This window comes from Actinacidiphila acididurans (assembly GCF_016918855.1).
Lineage (GTDB): Bacteria > Actinomycetota > Actinomycetes > Streptomycetales > Streptomycetaceae > Actinacidiphila > Actinacidiphila acididurans.
In genome coordinates this window covers 163,554-181,024 of record NZ_JADKYB010000016.1, presented here as the reverse complement: position 1 = coordinate 181,024, position 17,471 = coordinate 163,554, and the positions used below count along the sequence as shown (strand labels likewise).

Annotated in this window: 13 protein-coding genes; 7 read left to right on the top strand and 6 right to left on the bottom strand. The window is 72.3% G+C overall.

Annotated features, from left to right (window positions below; all coding sequences use genetic code 11):
* Window positions 1–580 precede the first annotated feature (580 nt).
* Entirely contained in the window at window positions 581–4,477 is a 3,897-nt protein-coding gene (locus tag ITX44_RS27490) for a Pls/PosA family non-ribosomal peptide synthetase (protein ID WP_372441009.1), read from the top strand.
* Window positions 4,478–4,585: 108 nt separating this feature from the next.
* Window positions 4,586–5,938 (top strand): M1 family metallopeptidase, encoded by a 1,353-nt coding sequence (locus ITX44_RS27485; protein ID WP_205360096.1) that lies wholly within the window; start codon window positions 4,586–4,588, stop codon window positions 5,936–5,938.
* Window positions 5,939–5,974: 36 nt separating this feature from the next.
* Here the strand turns inward: ITX44_RS27485 and ITX44_RS27480 are convergent, their stop codons facing one another.
* Both ITX44_RS27480 and ITX44_RS27475 read right to left on the bottom strand, forming a co-directional pair.
* Window positions 5,975–7,156: a Vgb family protein gene (locus ITX44_RS27480; RefSeq protein ID WP_205360095.1), complete on the bottom strand. Its 1,182-nt coding sequence runs from the start codon at window positions 7,154–7,156 to the stop codon at window positions 5,975–5,977.
* Window positions 7,157–7,290: 134 nt separating this feature from the next.
* Window positions 7,291–7,593 (bottom strand): putative quinol monooxygenase, encoded by a 303-nt coding sequence (locus ITX44_RS27475; RefSeq protein WP_205360094.1) that lies wholly within the window; start codon window positions 7,591–7,593, stop codon window positions 7,291–7,293.
* A gap of 80 nt (window positions 7,594–7,673) precedes the next feature.
* Here ITX44_RS27475 and ITX44_RS27470 point away from each other — a divergent pair, with 80 nt between their 5' ends.
* From ITX44_RS27470 to ITX44_RS27460, 3 genes are all read left to right on the top strand, one after another.
* Window positions 7,674–8,288: a TetR/AcrR family transcriptional regulator gene (locus ITX44_RS27470; RefSeq protein ID WP_205360093.1), complete on the top strand. Its 615-nt coding sequence runs from the start codon at window positions 7,674–7,676 to the stop codon at window positions 8,286–8,288.
* 206 nt (window positions 8,289–8,494) lie between these two features.
* Window positions 8,495–9,229 carry an alpha/beta hydrolase gene (locus ITX44_RS27465; protein WP_205360092.1) on the top strand — a complete coding sequence of 245 codons (735 nt, stop codon included), beginning with the start codon at window positions 8,495–8,497 and terminating at the stop codon, window positions 9,227–9,229.
* A gap of 175 nt (window positions 9,230–9,404) precedes the next feature.
* Window positions 9,405–9,914, top strand: a complete 510-nt coding sequence (locus tag ITX44_RS27460; protein WP_205360091.1) for a GNAT family N-acetyltransferase — start codon at window positions 9,405–9,407, stop codon at window positions 9,912–9,914.
* A 126-nt stretch (window positions 9,915–10,040) separates the two neighbouring features.
* On the opposite strand, the gene ITX44_RS27455 is transcribed toward ITX44_RS27460, so the two are convergent.
* The 4 genes from ITX44_RS27455 to ITX44_RS27440 form a co-directional block, all read right to left on the bottom strand.
* Complete coding sequence (locus tag ITX44_RS27455; RefSeq protein ID WP_205360090.1) at window positions 10,041–12,248, bottom strand: dipeptide ABC transporter ATP-binding protein; 2,208 nt, start codon at window positions 12,246–12,248, stop codon at window positions 10,041–10,043.
* 77 nt (window positions 12,249–12,325) lie between these two features.
* Window positions 12,326–13,252, bottom strand: coding sequence for an ABC transporter permease (locus tag ITX44_RS27450; RefSeq protein WP_236061749.1), 927 nt, complete (start codon window positions 13,250–13,252; stop codon window positions 12,326–12,328).
* The gene (locus ITX44_RS27445) at window positions 13,239–14,192 is read right to left on the bottom strand and encodes an ABC transporter permease (RefSeq protein ID WP_205360088.1); all 954 of its coding nucleotides are present in this window, start codon (window positions 14,190–14,192) and stop codon (window positions 13,239–13,241) included. The genes ITX44_RS27450 and ITX44_RS27445 overlap by 14 nt, the downstream gene beginning before the upstream one ends.
* Window positions 14,189–15,997 carry a peptide ABC transporter substrate-binding protein gene (locus ITX44_RS27440; RefSeq protein WP_205360087.1) on the bottom strand — a complete coding sequence of 603 codons (1,809 nt, stop codon included), beginning with the start codon at window positions 15,995–15,997 and terminating at the stop codon, window positions 14,189–14,191. The genes ITX44_RS27445 and ITX44_RS27440 overlap by 4 nt, the downstream gene beginning before the upstream one ends.
* 321 nt (window positions 15,998–16,318) lie before the next feature.
* On the opposite strand from ITX44_RS27440, the gene ITX44_RS43115 reads away from it, so the two are divergent.
* Together ITX44_RS43115 and ssuE are read left to right on the top strand one after the other, a co-directional pair.
* Window positions 16,319–16,396 carry a putative leader peptide gene (locus ITX44_RS43115; protein WP_372441008.1) on the top strand — a complete coding sequence of 26 codons (78 nt, stop codon included), beginning with the start codon at window positions 16,319–16,321 and terminating at the stop codon, window positions 16,394–16,396.
* A 358-nt stretch (window positions 16,397–16,754) separates the two neighbouring features.
* Complete coding sequence (ssuE, locus tag ITX44_RS27435; protein WP_205360086.1) at window positions 16,755–17,396, top strand: NADPH-dependent FMN reductase; 642 nt, start codon at window positions 16,755–16,757, stop codon at window positions 17,394–17,396.
* Window positions 17,397–17,471 lie beyond the last annotated feature (75 nt).

Below are 17,471 nucleotides of genomic sequence, written 5' to 3'. Positions count from 1 at the left end.
CTGCCGTGCGACCTGGACGTCCAACCGCCCTACCGCCCAACTGGCCCCCCGGCGGCCCAAGTCGCCGCCCGCGGTGTGTGTTGCGGCACATTCCGGCATCTGACGGTGCGTCAGTTCGAGAGGTCAACGTCCCGCTTTCCACACAGGTCAGAGGGGGTGCGCCGCCAAGCGGGGAGGGAGTCGCGCGGGGTACCGGCGCACCCGCTCAGGAAGCGCCGCGCGCGCGAGGCACTTAGTATTGGTCGGCTTGGCTTGCTTTTGGTACGGATGCGGCGCCCGTGAGGGCATTTCATCACGCGCCCGGAGCTGGGTGCAGGACCCCCGAAAGGGGACGAGGGACGAGGAGCGCATGGATCTGAAGGTGCAGAGCGACCCGCTGCGGGACGCGGACCTGCTGATGAGCGAACTCGGCGCGACCGATGTGACCGACGCGACCCGCGCGACGGATACGGCCGGCGCCGCCGGTACGAGCCGCGCCACGGACACGGCCGACGCCGCCGATCCGATCGGCGCGGACGAGCGGCCCGCCGTTCCGCCCGCCCGGTTCGCCGGACGTCCGGCGGCCGGGCCCCGGACGCTGATGGACGTGCTCCACGCGACCGTTCTCGCCCACCCGCAGGAGCCGGCGCTGGACGACGGCCGCACCGCGCTGACGTACCGCGCGCTGGCCGCGGAGGTCGACGGGCTGCGGCGCAGGCTGGCCGCGGCCGGGATCGGCCCGGGCGACCGGGTGGGTGTCCGGGTGCCGTCGGGCAGCAACGACCTCTACGTGTGCATCCTGGCCGTGCTCGCGGCGGGCGCCGCGTACGTGCCGGTGGACGCCGAGGACCCGGACGAGCGGGCGGAGCTGGTCTTCGGTGAGGCGGGCGTGGCCGCCGTGCTGGGCGCCGACCGCACCCTGACCCCGGCCGGCGCAGCCCGTGGCTCCGCAGCCGGCGCCCGTGGCACCGAGCCCACCGCCCGTAGCGCCGGGCCGGATTCCCGTACCGCCGTGTCTGCCGCTCGCAGCACCGGCGCCCGCCGTCCCTCTCCCGACGACGACGCGTGGATCATCTTCACCTCGGGCTCCACCGGCCGCCCCAAGGGCGTCGCGGTCACCCACCGCAATGCCGCCGCCTTCGTCGACGCCGAGGCCGCGCTGTTCCTCCAGGAGGAACCGATCGGTCCGGGCGACCGCGTGATGGCGTCCCTGTCGGTCGCCTTCGACGCGTCCTGCGAGGAGATGTGGCTGGCCTGGCGCAACGGCGCCTGCCTGGTGCCGGTGCCGCGCTCGCAGGTGCGCGGCGGCAGCGACCTGGGCCCGTGGCTGGCCGAGCAGGAGATCACCGTGGTGTCCACGGTGCCCACGCTCGCCGCGCTGTGGCCCGCCGAGGCACTCAACGAGGTGCGGCTGCTGATCTTCGGCGGCGAGGCGTGCCCGCCCGAGCTGGTCGAGCGCCTGGTCACCGAGGGCCGCGAGGTCTGGAACACCTACGGCCCGACCGAGGCCACCGTCGTCGCCTGCGCGGCGCTGCTGACCGGCGAGGGGCCGGTACGGATCGGCCTGCCGTTGGACGGCTGGGAGCTGGCCGTGGTGGACGAGGCCGGCGAGCCCGTGCCCATGGGCGGCACCGGCCAGCTGATCATCGGCGGCGTCGGACTGGCGCGCTACCTGGACGCAGAAAAGGACGCGGAGAAGTACGCGCCCCTGGAGTCGCTCGGCTGGCGGCGCGCGTACCGCAGCGGCGACCTGGTGAAGGCCGAGCCGGAAGGGCTGCTGTTCCTCGGCCGGGCCGACGAGCAGATCAAGCTCGGCGGCCGGCGGATCGAGCTGGGCGAGGTGGACGCCGCCCTCCAGGCGCTGCCCGGCGTCGCCGGCGCCGCCGCGGCCGTACGCACGACCCGGCGCGGCAACCAGTTGCTGGTCGGCTACGTGGTGGCCGGCGACGGCTGGGACCGGGCCGCGGCCGTCGCCGAGCTGACCGCACGGCTGCCCGCCGCGCTGGTGCCGCTGCTGGCGACCGTGGAGACGCTGCCGACCAGGACCTCCGGCAAGGTGGACCGGGCCGCACTGCCCTGGCCGCTGCCCGAGTCCGCGGTACCCGCTTCCGCCGAGGAGTCCGCCGAGCCGCTGCGCGGCACCGAGGCGTGGGTGGCCGAGCAGTGGACCGAGGTCCTCGGCGTGCCGGTCCTCGAAGCCCGCGACGACTTCTTCGCGATGGGCGGCGGCAGCCTCGCCGCCGCCCAGCTCACCACGCTGCTGCGTACGCGCTTCCCGTCGGTGGCCGTCGTCGACATCTACCAGGCCTCCACCGTGCGCAAGCTGGCCCGGATGCTGGACCGCTCGGTGCGCGGCGACCGGCAGGCCAGGCAGATCGCGCCGGTCCCCGATCGCGCCAAGGCCGTGCAGCTGCTCGCGCTGCTGCCGCTGTACGCGCCGGCCGGGCTGCGCTGGACGACCGGACTGCTGGCGCTGGGCAACGTCCTGGCCAGGACCGGCCACTACCCGTGGGCGCCGACCGCCTCCTGGTGGCTGATCGCGGCCGCGGCCGCACTCCTGTTCAGCCCGCCCGGCCGGCTGGCGCTGGCCGCCGCCGGGGCCCGGCTGCTGCTGCTCGGGCTGAAGCCGGGCAGCTACCCGCGCGGCGGCAGCGTCCACCTGCGGCTGTGGGCCGCCGAGCGGCTGGCGGAGGCCACCGGGGCGACGGCGCTGTCCGGCGCGTGGCTGATCCGGTACGGCCGGGCGCTGGGCGCCCGCATCGCCCCGGACGTGGACCTGCACTCGCTGCCGCCCGTCACCGGCATGCTCAAGCTCGGCCGGGGCTGCGCGATCGAGGCCGAGGTCGACCTCAGCGGCTACTGGCTCGACGGCGACCGGCTGGAGGTCGGCCCGGTGAAGGTCGGCTCGGGCGCCGTGGTCGGCACCCGCAGCACCCTGCTGCCCGGCGCGCGGATCGGAAAGCGGGCGCAGATCGCGGCCGGCTCCAGCGTGACCGGTCAGGTCCCCACCGGTCAGCGCTGGGCGGGCGCCCCCGCGGTCAAGCTGGGCCGGGCCGAGCGGCGCTGGCCCAAGCAGCGCCCCGCCCGCCGGGCACACTGGGCCGCGGCGTACGGCGCAAGCGGGCTGGGCCTGACGCTGCTCCCGCTGGCCGCCGCCCTCGCGGCGCTGGCGGTCGCCGGCGCTCTGGTGCCCACCGACAGCGGCCTCGCGGACGCGCTCCGGGGCACGCTCATCGCCCTGGTGCCCGCCACCCTGGCGTTCGGCCTGACCTACGCGGCGCTGCTGCTGGCCGCCGTCCGGCTGCTGAGCCTGGGCCTGAGCCCCGGCTGGCACCCGCTGCACAGCCGCGTGGGCTGGCAGTCCTGGACGGTGATCCAGCTCATGGACACCGCCCGCGACCGGCTCTTCCCGCTGTACGCCGGGCTGATCACCCCGGTGTGGCTGCGCGCGCTGGGCATGAAGGTCGGCAGCGGGGCCGAGGTCTCCACGGTGCTGGCGATTCCCAGCCTCACCACCGTCGGCGACGGCGCCTTCCTCGCCGACGACGTCCTGGTCGCCCCGTACCAGCTGGGCGGCGGCTGGCTGCGGATCGGCCCGGCCGAGATCGGCGAGCGCGCGTTCCTCGGCAACTCCGGCATGACCGCACCCGGGCGCGCCGTCCCGGACCGCGGCCTGGTCGGGGTCCTGTCGGCCACGCCGAAGAAGGCCAAGGAGGGCCGCTCCTACCTCGGCATGCCGCCGGTGCGGCTGCCGCGTACCGCGGACGACGGCGACCAGAGCCTGACGTACGAGCCGCCCGCCCGCCTGATGTGGGCGCGCGGCCTCGTCGAGGTCTGCCGGCTGGTGCCGGTCGTGTTCTCGGCGGCGCTGACCGTCCTGGTCCTGGCGGCGCTGGCGCGCCTGGCGCAGAGCGGGATCCTGGCGATGGCGCTGCTGTCGGGGCCGCTGCTGCTGGCCGCGGGCGGCGTGGCCGCCGTGGTGTCGATCGCCGCGAAGTGGCTGCTCGTCGGCCGGTTCCGGGCGGTGGAACGCCCGCTGTGGAGCGGCTTCGTGTGGCGCAACGAACTGGCCGACACCTTCGTGGAGGTGCTCGCGGTGCCGTGGCTGGTCGGGGCGGTGCCCGGCACGCCGGTGATGAACCTGTGGCTGCGGGGGCTGGGCGCGCGGATCGGCCGGGGCGTGTGGTGCGAGAGCTACTGGCTGCCCGAGGCCGACCTGGTCACCCTCGAGGACGGGGTGAGCGTGAACCGCGGCTGCGTGCTGCAGACCCACCTCTTCCACGACCGGATCATGCGGATGGATACGGTGGTGCTCCGCGCCGGGTCCACGCTCGGTCCCGGTGGCATCGTGCTGCCCGGCAGCGAGGTCGGGGCCCGCAGCACGCTGGGTCCCGCGTCGCTGGTGATGCGGGCGGAGTCCATCCCCGCGGACAGCCGCTGGCTGGGCAATCCGGCCGAGGCGTGGCACGACGAGGAGCCGGAGCCGGACGAGGCGTGACGACAGGCCGGGGGCGACGCCGGGGCCGCCCCCGGCGCCCGCGCCCGGGCGTGGAGTGACGCAGGCCCGGCGCGCACCGTCCTGCGGACACAGGAGAACGAAGGACTGATGACCCCGAAGCGAGCAGCGGCGCCGCAGGCGGACCCGTACTTCCCCGCCCACGGCGACACCCGCTACCGGGTCCACCGCTACGAACTGGCGCTGGACTACCGGCCCGCTTCCAACCGGCTGCGCGGCACCGCGCGGCTCAGCGCGGTGGCCGACGGCGCGGAGCTGCGGGAGTTCACGCTCGACCTGGCCGACTTCCGGCTCCAGCGGGTCGTCGTCGACGGCCGGCCCGCGCACTACGCCCACCGCGCGGGGCGGCTGCGGGTCCGTCCCGCGAAGGCGGTCGAGGCGGGCGCGGCCTTCACCGTCGAGGTGCACTGGACCGGCAACCCGCAGCCGGTCACCAGCCAATGGGGCGGCCTGGGCTGGGAGGAGCTCACCGACGGCGCGCTGGTGGCCAGCCAGCCGGTCGGCGCGCCGTCGTGGTACCCGTGCAACGACCGGCCCGCGGACAAGGCGTCGTACCAGATCTCGGTCACCGCCCCGTCCGTGTACACGGTGGTCGTCAGCGGCAGGCTGCTGTCCAGGACCGCCGGGGCCAGCAGCACCACCTGGGTCTACGAGCAGCCGGCGCCCACCTCCTCCTATCTGGTGTCCGTCTCGATCGGCCGGTACGAGGCGGTGCAACTGGTGGGCGGCGGCTCGGTGTTCGCCCCGCGCCGCCCGGTGCGGCAGATCGGGTGGGTACCGGCGCGGCTCCGCCGCGAATTCGCCGTCGACTTCGGCCGGCAGACCCGCATGATGGACTTCTTCGAGGACGTCTTCGGGCCGTATCCGTTCGACGAGTACGCGGTGGTCGTGGCCGACGAGGAGCTGGACGTACCGGTCGAGGCGCAGGGGCTGGCCACCTTCGGCACCAACCACCTGGGCGGGCGGCGCGGGTCGGAGCGGCTGGTCGCCCACGAACTGGCCCACCAGTGGTTCGGCAACAGCCTCTCGATCGGCGACTGGCGGCACATCTGGCTCAACGAGGGCTTCGCCAAGTACGCGGAGTGGCTGTGGTCCGAGCACAGCGGCGGCCCGCGGGCCGCCGCGCACGCCGCCGACGCGTACCAGAACCTGGCCCGGCTCCCGCAGGACCTGATCCTCGGCGACCCGGGCCGCCGGCTGATGTTCGACGACCGGCTCTACCAGCGCGGCGGCCTCGCGGTCCACGCGCTGCGCAGCGCGATGGGCGAGGGCCCGTTCTTCCGCATGCTCAAGGGCTGGACGGCCGTGCACCGCCATGGCGTGGTGACCACGGCGGGGCTGGCCGCCCACGCCGCCCAGTACACCTCCCGCCCGCTGGCCCCGGTCCTCGACGCCTGGGTCCACCGGGCGGCGCTGCCACCGTTCGCCGAACAGGATGCCTGAACCGGCCGCCCGAGGTCGGTGCTGCGTTCGTACGCGTCAGGTGGCGTTGATGTCGAGCCTGCCGATCCTGTTCGGTGTGAGCAGGCCGAACCAGATGGCGCCGGGCTGGTGCGGGTTGATGTCGCAGGGGTACGAGGCCGACGAGGGGGTGGGCCACATCGTGACGTCGCCGGTGCGCGGGTCGAACCGGGCGATCTGGTTGCCGAGTCCGACGGCGGCGGGGAAGCTCACCGCGATGTAGATGTTGCCGTCGCTGCCTTCGGCCACCGGCCCGGGCGAGGGCAGCGGGTTGCCCACGCTGTGCCCGATGAGCCCGTCGAGGATGCCGGTCAGGATGCCCGCCGGGCCGGCCAGCGGATATTCCGTGATGTGGCCGGTGGCCGGGTCGATCCGGGCGATCTTCAGGCCCAGCGCCTCGCCGACCCAGATGGAGCCGTCCGACGCGCTGCGCACGCCCACCGGGAAGGACGCGGGCGTCGGCATGGTGTAGAGGGTGAAGTGCTTGGTGTCGACGTCGATCGTGCCGACCTGGTTCATCTGCGGGAGGCCGAACAGCACGGTCCGGCCGGGCCCCGGCTTGATGATGCCGAACAGCGCGTGCACCTGGCCCAGAATCTCCCCGGGCACCCGGTACTTGGTGAACTCCCCGGTGTGCGGGTCGTACCGCCCGACGGAGTTCAGGCCGCCGAGGGTGAACCACAGGGCGTGGTCCGGCCCCCAGGCGATGTCGTTGGCCAGGCCCAGCCCGGTGTGGAGGGGGATGCCCAGGACCGTGGTGGCGAACGCGTTGGCCCACGGCAGCGGGATCTCGGTCATGCTGCCGTCGCGGGTGTCGACGCGCAGCAGGCTGTTGCCGGTGACCTGCGGCATCCAGAGGTTGCCGTCCGCGTCCAGGTCCATGCCGCCCGGCATGGACAGCGGCATCGGCGTATCGAAGTTCGTGAACGTCCCTGTCGTGGTGTCGTACCGGGCGATCTGGCTGCTGAGGTACTGCTCCACCCACAGGTTGTCGTTGTGGTCGAACTCGACCTCGCACACGCCGCCGACCGGGAGCGACGAGGGAACCGGCCCGTATTCGGTGATGGGTGACTGCTGCGCCGCCGCCCCCGGTGCCGCCAGCAGCGCACCTGTGAGCGCACCCGCCGCGGCGAACGCGCCGAGCAGAGTGTGCCGGCGCCGACGTCCCCTCTTCCCCGCAGAAACCGATGTCTCCCGCACGCCGCTCTCCTTCGATCCGCACCCGTCCACTGACTGCCCGTCAGCTCTGCCCGCTCAGCCAGTGTCGCGGCGCCCGGCTTCGCCGGACAGGGAGTGCGCCGGGCGCACGGGAGCCAGGGGCGCGGCGGCCCGATTTACGCGGCGGGCAGTTTGGCCTCGACGATGTCGGCGAACTCGATGACAGGCGGTTCGGCGAACAGTTCCCCGGCCGCCTCGCGCAGCGCGCCGCCGTACGCGTCCAGGTGGGCCCGGCGGCCGGCCTCGTCGGCGAAGGCGTCGAAGATCGCGAACGTCGTCGGCCCCAGCCGCGAGGCCACCCAGACGGCCGTCGTGACCTCGTGCCGTACCTGCTCCACGGCCGACTTCAGCACGGCCTCGACGTCCGCCACCCGGTCCGGCTTCGCCTCGATGCGGATGAGCATGCCCACGGTGATCATCTGTGCGCTCCCTACTTTTAGAGCGATCGCTCAAGAAGTACGGTAGCCCACTTCCTGAACGATCGCTCTAGAATTGGGCCATGAAGACAGGGCGACCCCGGTCCTTCGACCGCGAGCAGGCACTCGAGCGTGCGGTGGACGTGTTCTGGGCGTACGGCTACGACGCGACCTCGGTGTCCGTACTCACCGCAGCCCTGGGGATCGGACCGGCCAGCATGTACGCGGCCTTCGGCGACAAGCGGGCCCTGTTCCTCGAAGCGCTCGGGCGCTACCTGCACACGTACGGCGCCTTCACCGCGTCCGCGCTGAGCGAGGAACCGCGCGCCGGTGATGCCGTCGAACGCCTGCTGTTCGAGGCCGCCGCGGCGTACACCAGGCCCGACCACCCGCCCGGCTGCCTGCTGATCACCGCGGCGACCAACTGCTCCCCGCAGTCCTCGGACATGTCGACCCGACTGCGCGAACTGCGTGCGGCAGGTCTGCGCGCCCTCCAGGACAAGATCGCCGCCGCCGTACGGTCGGGCGAACTGCCCCCCGACACCGACGCCCACGCCCTGGCGACCTTCTACTCGGCCGTCCTCCAGGGCATGTCCGCCCAGGCCCGCGACGGCGCGTCCCGTTCCGACCTGCGACACATCGCCGAAGCGGCCCTCCTTGCCTGGCCGTCGGCACCACCTCGACGCGTCGCTTCCTGACCGGTACACGGACGAACGTGGCCTCCGTAAAAACGAGTTGGCGGACCACGGCGACCGCTGCTACTTTTCCTGAGGCCGTGCGAGAGAACGAGGAGGTGGTACCCGTGAACCTGATGACATGGGTGCTCCCCTCCGGGGTCACGGTCGGGCGATAGGGACAGGTCGTCCGGGAGCGCCGTTCAAGAGCACTCCCGAAAGGCACGACCATGCGATTCACTTCCGAACGGCGCCTCGACGAGGGCGTCCTGGAACGCGAATTCACCCTCGGCGAGATCCCCGGCATCCTGTGGACGCCCGCCTCCGTATCCGCGCCGGCGCCGCTGATCCTGCTCGGGCTCCCTCTGCTCGGGCTGCGCAAGATGTACCCCCGGCTGGCGGCACGGGCTCGGCACGCGGTGGCGGACGGCTTCGCCGCGGCCACCATCGAACTCCCCGGCAGCGGGGACCGGCCCCGTTGGGGCGCCATCGAGCAGGCCCGCGCCGATATGCGCCGGGCGCTCGAGGCCGGCGAACCGGTCGGCGACGAGATCATCGACGCACTCGTCCTCCCGCTCGTCGACAAAGCGGTCCCGGAATGGCAGGCCGCCCTGGACGCCCTTCTTTCGCTGCCCGGGATCGGCGGCCCGGTCGGGTACTCGGGGGGAGTGATCTCCATCGGCGTTCGCCTTGCGGTCGTCGAGCCGCGCATCGTGGCGGCCGGTCTCTTCGCCGGGAGCTTCATCCCTCGCACCACCCTCGAGGAGGCCCGCCAGGTCACCATTCCGCTGCATGTCCTGCTGCAGTGGGACGACGAAGGGAACGACCGGCAGGCGGCGCTGGACCTGTTCGACGCCTTCGGCTCCAAGGAGAAGACGCTGCAGGCCAACATGGGCGGCCACACCGGCGTCCCGCAGTTCGCGGGGGACGCCGCGGCCCAGTTCTTCACCCGGCACCTGAAGTGAGGCCGGGCCGGCAGGCCGACGGCGGACGCTAATGCACAACCGCCCCGACCGCGACAATAACGGCCACCGGCCGTACCGCCCGGTCGGGGCGGCGCGTCTCCCACTTGGCGTCGGTGAAGGTCCCGCCGGCGGAAAACCAGGTGGCGTCGGCGTGCTGCCTGGATAGGGTCGGGGAATGCCCGAGCTGAAGCCGCTGAGCGCCGGTCATGCCCCGGCGGTCCTGGCCTTCGAGTTGGCGAACCGCGCCTACTTCGCCGCCTCGATCTCCGACCGCGGCGACGACTTCTTCGACCGGTTCACCGACCTGTACAACGCGTTGCTGGCCGAGCAGGAGGCCGGCATCTGCGCCTTCTACGTACTCGTCGCCGAGGACGGCTCGGTACTCGGCAGGTTCAATCTGGTCGACATCAAGGACCACACCGCGGAACTCGGCTACCGGGTCGCCCAGCACGCTGCCGGTCGTGGCGTGGCGACCGCGACCGTCCAGGAACTGTGCCGACTTGCCCCGGCCCGACACGGCCTTCGCACCCTGCGGGCGGCCGCCGCCCACCGGAACCTCGCGTCCCAGAAGGTGCTGACCAAAGCAGGGTTCGTCCCCGTCGGCCCGGCCGACCCGACCCACCTCGGCGGCAAGCCGGGCACCTGGTACCAGCGCGACCTGGAGCATCTCCGGCGGGTCGAGTAACGCCCAGCGAGTCGACCGCCGACGGCGCGGGAGCCGAGGCGGCCGCCCCACGGGAAAAAGGGCGCCAGCCTTGTCCACGGCACGGTGACCTGACTCATGGCCACCGAGCCCGCAGTTCCCCACCACTCATTTCGTTGGGACCTGAGGCACGACGCCGGCGGCGTCCGGCTGTTCGGGAAGAGGGGCGCGCAGTGGGAAGTGGCAGGCCGCGGCGTGGCCGGGGCCGAAGGCGCGCGGGGCGGGCTCCTCGTCGGCGCAGCGCGCCTGGGCCAGCGGGCATCGGGTGCGGAACCGGCATCCGCTGGGCGGCGCGACCGGATCGGGCGGTTCGCCGCTGGGCGCATGGCCGCGCTTGGCCCGCTCGGCGGCGGGGTCGGGGACGGGGACGGCGGCCAGCAGCCCGGCCGTGTAGGGGTGCGCGGGGCGCTCGCAGACGTCCTCCGCGCTGCCGGTCTCGACCAGTCGGCCCAGGTACATCACGCCGATCCGGTCGGCCAGGTGCCGTACCACGGCGAGATCGTGCGAGATGACGACGTAGGACAGGCCGTGCGCGGCCTGGAGGCGCTTCATCAAGTTCAGCACCTGGGCGCGGACGGAGACGTCCAACGCGGAGACCGGCTCGTCCGCGACGATCACCCGTGGGGTGAGGGCCAGCGCACGGGCCAGGCCGATCCGTTGCCGCTGGCCGCCGGAGAATTCGTGCGGGAAGAGGTCGAGGCCGCGCTCGGGCAGACCCACCTCGGCCATCAGCTCGGCCGCACGGGCCCGTTGCTCGCCCGCGGTGCCTACTGAGTGAATCTGCAACGGCTCCCGCAGGATGGCGCCGACGCGCATGCGCGGGTCGAGCGAGGAGAACGGGTCCTGGAAGACCATGTGGAGGTCGCGGCGCCGCCTTCGCAGCGCTCGCCCGCGCAGCGAACCCAGGTCGGTGCCGTCCAGGGCGACGGTGCCGGCGTCGGGGCGGTCCAGGCCGACGAGCAACCGGCCGAGCGTGCTCTTCCCGCACCCCGACTCGCCCACCAGGCCGAACGTCTCCCCCTGCGCCAGACTGAACGACACGCCGGAGACGGCGTGGACGACGCGCCGGGCCCGGCCGGGCAGCCGGGCGCCCCGCACGGGGTACTCACGCACCAGGTCGCGCGCCTCCAGCAGCGGTACCCCCGCCGCCGGTGCCGGCTCGTCCCGCTCCACTGCCGTGGTCGTCGCCGGGAGCGGGCCGCCGGCCCGCGCCGGCTGCCCGGGTCCTCGCGCGGACACCGCTCGTTTCGCCGGAAGGGTCGCGGACATCTCGTCTCCGGTGGTGGCCGTCCCTGGCCCCGGAGCCGTCGCATCCGCCGGGGCGCGGCGGGGGGCTGCGACCGGCACGGGCCCCCTGACCGGGTGCCAGCACGCGAACTTGTGCCCGTGTTCCCCCCTCAGCACGGGTTCTTCCGTCCGGCACCGTTGGGTGGCGTACGGGCAGCGCTCGGCGAAGCGGCAGCCGGCGGGTGGGTCGAGGAGATCCGGCGGCAGCCCGGGAATGGTCGGAAGTTCGCCGAGCGGGTCCTGATCCAGCCGGGGGACGGAGGCCAGCAGTCGCTGGGAATAGGGGTGGCGCATGTCGTGGAAGAAGCGGTCCGTGCCGGCGCTCTCGGCGATGCGTCCGGCGTACATGACGTACACCCGGTCGATGTTGCCGGCGGTGACGCCCATGTCGTGGGTGATGAGGATCATCGCCATACCGAGACGAGCGCGCACTGACGCGAGCAGGGCCAGGATCTGCGCCTGGACGGTGACGTCGAGAGCGGTCGTGGGCTCGTCGGCGATGAGCACCCGGGGCTCGTTGGCCAGCGCCATCGCGATGAGCGCGCGTTGCCGCTGCCCGCCGGAGAGCTGGTGCGGATAGTCGTCCAGGCGCCGTCGGGGCTGGGGCAGCCCGACCAGTCCGAGCGCCTCGACGGCTCGTTCGCGCGCCGCGGCCCGCGAACAGCGCTGGTGCAGCAGCACCGGTTCGGCGATTTGGCGGCCGATGGTCTTGGTCGGGTCCAAAGAGGTCATCGGGTCCTGGAAGACCATCGCGATGTCGTTGCCGCGCACCCGTCGCAGTTCTCGTGCGGGCAGCCCCACCAGTTCCCGGCCGTCCAGCCGGACGGAGGAGCCGGGAGCGATGCCGCCGCCGGGCGGCAGCAGGCCCATGAGGGAAAGCCCCGTCATGGACTTGCCGCAGCCCGACTCGCCGACCAGACCCAGGGTTTCCCCGGCCTCCAGCGTGAACGACACGTCCTCGACGGCCCGAACGGTGCCGCGGCCGGTGGTGATGCGGGTGGTGAGGTGGCGGACGTCGAGCAGGGGCATGCGGGTTCCTCGCGAGGTGACCGCCGGGAGCGGCGAGCGGCTGTGGGACATTCCGTGACGCGGGACATTCCGTGACGTCAGGTGCGCTTGAGCCGGACGTCGAGGGCGTCGTGGAGCGCGTCGCCGAGCAGGTTGAACGCGACCACCGTGAGGACGAGGAGCGCTGCCGGCGGATACACCAGCCACCAGTAGCCGTCGTACAGGAAGTCCAGGCCGCCGGTGAGCATCGTGCCCCAGTCGGCGTTCGGCGGCGGCAGGCCCAGGCCGAGGAAGCTGAGCGTGGACAGCATGAGAATGGAGTCGGCGACGGTGAAGGTGGCGCTGACGATGACGACTCCCGCGGCGTTGGGCACGAGGTGGCGCAGCACCACCCGTGGCCCGGTGCCGCCCATCATCCGTGCGGCCTGCACGAACTCCCTGGTGCGCAGGGTGAGGACCTCACCGCGTACCAGGCGGGCCGGCGACAGCCAGGACAGCAGCGACAGGAGCAGGATGATCCCGCCCAGGGAGGGGCTGAACATGCTGACCATGATCAGGAGCAGCACGAGCCCGGGTACGGCGAGGAAGGTGTCGACCACCCGCATCATCAGGGAATCGGTGACGCCGCCCACGTAGCCGGAGAACGCCCCGTATAGGGTGCCGACAACGGTGGTGGCCACGGCCACGGCGAAGCCGAGCTCCAGCGAGGAGCGGCCGCCGGCCATCAACCGGCCGAGCACGTCGTAGCCGTTGGCGTCGGTTCCCAGCGGATGCCCGCCACCGGGCGGGAGTTCGGCGAGGTCGAGGTGCACGGTCACCTGGTCGGTGCGGTAGAACAGCGGTCCGGCGAAGCAGAACAGGGCGACGAGGGCGATCAGGACGAGCCCGGCCCGGGCCCGGCGGTTGCGCAGCAGGGCCACCGCCGGCCCGCCGAGGCCGCGTCCGGCGGCGGGGGTGCGCGCCCCGGTGGGGCTGCCGGCTGCCGGCGGGCCCTCCGCGAGGGGTGCGGGGTCAGTCGCGGTCATAGCGGATCCGGGGGTCGAGGATGCCGTAGGCGACATCTGCCAGGAGGCTGCCGACCACGGTGGCCACGCCGACGACCAAGGTCGAGGCAAGCAGCACGGGATAGTCCTTGCTGGTGGCCGCCTGGTAGAACAGCAGCCCCATGCCGGGGTAGTTGAAGACCGACTCGGCGATGACGGCGCCGGTCACTATCGCCGGGGCGGTAAGTCCCAGGATGGTGACGACCGGCAACAGCGAGTTGCGCAGCACGTGCCGGCGCAGTACCTGGGACTCGGCCAGCCCCTTGGCACGAGCCACGAGCACGTAGTCCTGGGCGAGGGTGCTGATCGCCGAGGAGCGCACGTAGCGGCTGAACCCCGCGAGGCTGACCAGTGTCAGGGTGACCACCGGTAGCACCAGCCCGCGCGGGTCGGCGAGGATACCGCCGACCGACACGGCCTGTGGCGCCTGCGAGGGCAGTATGTGGAGTTGCACCGAGAACAGCGCCACCAGGAGCAGGCCGAAGAAGAAGTCCGGCATCGAGTAGAGGGTGAACGCCACGACGGTCAGGACGTGGTCCGCCGCGCTGTCGCGACGCACCGCCTGGTAGACGCCCATCGGCACGGCGACGGCCAGTGCCAGCAGGATCGACAGCCCCAGCAGCAGCGCGTCCCTGGGCAGCCGCTGGGCGATCAGGGCCGACACCGGCTGGTGCAGCGAGTACGAGGTGCCGAAGTCCCCCTGGAGTGCCTGCTTGACGAAGGTGACGAACTGCGCGGGCAGCGGTCTGTTCAGCCCGTTGGCGGCGTTGAACACCGCGATCCGCTCGGCCGTGGCTCTGGTGCCGAGGGTGGCCCTGGCGGCGCTGCCGGGCTCGAAGTGGATCAGTGCGAAGGTGAGGACCATCACGCCGATCACCACCACGACGGCCTGGCCGGTCCGGCGAAGCAGATACGCCGTCATGACGTGTAGTACCAGTCCTCGAAGTTGTTCCCGCCGGAGAACGGGTTGAGCGGCACCACACCCTGCAGGTTGCTCCGGTAGACCAGCACACCGGCCCGCAGCGGAAGCCAGAGCCAGGGGAGCTGGCGGGCGGCGTAGTCCTCGTACTGGGAGAAGACGGTGCGATCCGTGCTGTACTCGGTCTCCTTGATCAGCTTGTCCATCGTCGGGTCGGAGTAACCGCCGGCGTTGTTGCCGCCCCCGGTGTCGAAGAGGCTGGAGCCGTTCGGATAGAGCTGGTAGGGCACGTAGCCGTAGCTGGCCAACTGCCAGCCGCAGCCGGACTTCGGGTGCGAGGACGCGGTGCAGGTGCCCAGGGAGCCGATGAGGGTGTTGAACGGCTCGGACTTGAGGTTCAGCGTGATGCCGGCCTGGGCCTCCGACGACTTGATCGCGGCGAACTGCTGATCATTGGTGGTCCGTCCGGAGGAGTAGATCAGTTGGAACGTCAGCGCCTGGCCGGCCTTGACGCCCGAGCCGCACTGGTTCGGCCCGGTGCCGGGGTCCTCGCATACGGTGGTGCCCCGTGGCACGACCTTCCAGCCGTGGGCCTTCAGCAGGGCGGCCGCCTTCTGCGGCGCGTAGGGATAGGGGCCGCCGGACGTCTCCAGCGCGGTGGCCCAGCTCTTCTGGGCCGTGACCGGGACGGGCCCGTTACCCGGGTCGGCATAGCCGTCGTACACCTTGGAGACGATCTGCGGGCGGTCGATCAGGTACTCCAGCGCCTGCCGGACGTAGAGCTGCCGCAGCACCGGGCCGACGCCGGCGTTGTACAGGTTCGGCACGATCTGGGAGACGCCGGGGATGGGCCGGCTGGCGATCGAGTAGCCCTGGCGGGTCAGCGCCCGCGCCTGGGCGATGTCGTTGAGCGGGAGCGCGGCGACGTCCAGGCTGCTGCCGGAGCGCAGCGCGTTGATCTCGGGGGTGTCGGTGGTGAACGGGGTGATGACCAGCTTGTCGAGGGCCGGCTTGGCCCCGGAGTAGTTCGGGTTGGGAACGTAGGAGTAGTAGCCGTTGGAACGGAACTCCTTGAGCTTCCAGGGACCGTCCACCACCTGCCACAGCGGGTTGGTGGCGAACGAGCCGGTCTGTGCGCCTTCCTTCTGCAGGAACGTGTAGACGGCCCTGGCGCCCGCAGCCGTGGTGTCGTAGTCACCGACCGCGCCGGTGGCGGACTCCTTGTCCCAGGCGTGCTGCGGCAGCAGCGGAATCGTGCTGAGCACGTCGTCGGTGTAGAAGTCCGGGTTGTAGGCGCGGTCGAGGTCGAGGACCACGGTGTGCGCGTCCGGCGTGGCGACCTTGGTCACGTCTTCGGGAAAGAGCCCCTGGAGGTGGGCCTGCCAGTTCTTGTAGTTGGCCTTCAGCAGGTTGTAGACGAACGTGAAGTCGCGGCTGGTGACGGGCTTTCCGTCCGACCAGTTCCAGTTCTTGAGGTGAATGGTCAGCCGCTTGCCGCCGTTGGCGTAGTCGAGCGACGTGAACAGGCTTCGTTCCTTGTTGACCTGCGAGGCGCCGCCGTCCCCCGCGTACACCAGGAACGGCCACAGACCCTGGGTGAGGTTGACGTTCCAGCCGTTCTGGTTGGTCGCCGGCACCAGCGGGAAGACGAAGTCGGGTTGTGCGGAGATCTCGGCGACGGTGACCGTTCCACCCTTCTTCGCCGGGCCGTGAGAGGCGGCGGTGGCGCTCTGGCCGTTCTGGATCGCCGTGTGATCTCCTCCGCCGCCCGTGCAGGCCGCCGCGGTCATTGCCACTACGGCCGCCACGGCGGCACCTCTCAACCGTCCGCCCACGCGCACGCGCGCCACCGCCTTCCCGTTCGCCATGTCACGTCCCCTTGATTTGGCAGGTTCACGACAGTCCGCAAGTCACATGGGTCCACACGGTCCTCGCCGGCTCACGCCCGCCCACCGCACCGGTGCGGCGAGTGTGATCGTGACCAGCCTGCCCGGAGACTGTTGCGGGAGTGATACGGGAGTATGGAGAGTGGTCTGATCACTACGCGGGCGTACGCGCGGACCGTCGGGTCGTCCGTCATGCGAGACCCTTGTTGACCGCAGGGTCGTTGTCTGTTGCACTTTCTTTCCATGACCCCGCGACTGGATCTCACCCGGCGCCGCCACATCGACCTGGCGCGCGTCTCCAGCGCGTTCTGTTGCCGCTGACCCCGCCGGGGCGCCGCTGAGACGCCCCGAGCGTCACCGGCCCCGCGTCTGTCCGGCTCGCCCGCCTCGCCCGGTGTCCGGCTTTTCTTCCCCGGGATCGTGAGCGTCCCCGGCCTTGCGTCTCGGGCAAGGCGATACATACACCGGCGTCCACGGCCGCCCGAATGCGCCCCGCCGTGCGGCCGTTGCCCCGCAGCCGTACGCCCACATCGGTCGGCACCGGCTCCCGTTCAGCCCCCCGCAGGCTCGACAGGCCGGGCCTGCGCCCCGTCCCGCGCAACGACGCGCGCGGGCGCGGCGACGCCCGCCAGGGTGCGCCGGCCGCCCGTACCGGTCCACCTCTCCGAAACGAGGACGTATGGCCACCGTTCTGTCCGTGTCAGGAAGCCCTTCCCCGACCTCGCGCACCGCGCGCCTGCTGCGCCACCTCGATGCCCGGCTGGCGAGCCGCGGGCACACGGTGACGCCGCTGGACGCGCGTGACCTGCCGGCACAGGCACTGCTGAGCGCCGATGCCGGCCACCCCGCGATCGTCCGCGCACAGGCGCTGTTCGAGCAGGCCGACGCCGTCGTGGTCGGCACACCGGTCTACAAGGCCGCGTACTCCGGCCTGCTCAAAGCCCTGCTCGACGTCCTGCCCCAGCACGCCCTGGCCGGCAAGACGGTGCTCCCGCTCGCAACCGGCGGCAGCACGAGGCATGTCCTGGCGATCGACTACACGCTGCGGCCCGTGCTGTCCTCGATGGGCGCGGCACACATCGTCCAAGGGTGGTTCCTGCTCGACCGCGACCTGGTGGCCCAGCCGGACGGCTCGCTCCGGATCGAGGCCGGCGCCGCGGAAGGTCTGGAGCAGGTGCTCGATCAGTTCACCACGGCGGTGGAGGCCCCCCGAGTACGCGCGCCCGTCGGCTGCGCCACCCGGCGCCGGACCCGCACCGTACGGGAGGCCGCACCACAGGCCGCCAGGACCTCCCCGGCACCCCGGCCCCCGCGGTCCTGACCGCGATCCACTCCTTCACACTCCGCCAGCTCATGCAATTTATATATTGCATGAGAACTGACGGACCGACCGGCA

What these genes read in the sequence shown, in the direction of transcription:
- ITX44_RS43115 (WP_372441008.1), top strand. Translation starts at nt 16,319, where the DNA reads ATGACCCCGCGACTGGATCTCACCCGGCGCCGCCACATCGACCTGGCG.
- ITX44_RS27485 (WP_205360096.1), top strand. Translation starts at nt 4,586, where the DNA reads ATGACCCCGAAGCGAGCAGCGGCGCCGCAGGCGGACCCGTACTTCCCC.
- ITX44_RS27450 (WP_236061749.1), bottom strand. Translation starts at nt 13,252, where the DNA reads ATGACCGCGACTGACCCCGCACCCCTCGCGGAGGGCCCGCCGGCAGCC.
- ITX44_RS27455 (WP_205360090.1), bottom strand. Translation starts at nt 12,248, where the DNA reads ATGCCCCTGCTCGACGTCCGCCACCTCACCACCCGCATCACCACCGGC.
- ITX44_RS27490 (WP_372441009.1), top strand. Translation starts at nt 581, where the DNA reads ATGGACGTGCTCCACGCGACCGTTCTCGCCCACCCGCAGGAGCCGGCG.
- ITX44_RS27470 (WP_205360093.1), top strand. Translation starts at nt 7,674, where the DNA reads ATGAAGACAGGGCGACCCCGGTCCTTCGACCGCGAGCAGGCACTCGAG.
- ITX44_RS27460 (WP_205360091.1), top strand. Translation starts at nt 9,405, where the DNA reads ATGCCCGAGCTGAAGCCGCTGAGCGCCGGTCATGCCCCGGCGGTCCTG.
- ITX44_RS27465 (WP_205360092.1), top strand. Translation starts at nt 8,495, where the DNA reads ATGCGATTCACTTCCGAACGGCGCCTCGACGAGGGCGTCCTGGAACGC.
- ssuE (WP_205360086.1), top strand. Translation starts at nt 16,755, where the DNA reads ATGGCCACCGTTCTGTCCGTGTCAGGAAGCCCTTCCCCGACCTCGCGC.
- ITX44_RS27445 (WP_205360088.1), bottom strand. Translation starts at nt 14,192, where the DNA reads ATGACGGCGTATCTGCTTCGCCGGACCGGCCAGGCCGTCGTGGTGGTG.
- ITX44_RS27475 (WP_205360094.1), bottom strand. Translation starts at nt 7,593, where the DNA reads ATGATCACCGTGGGCATGCTCATCCGCATCGAGGCGAAGCCGGACCGG.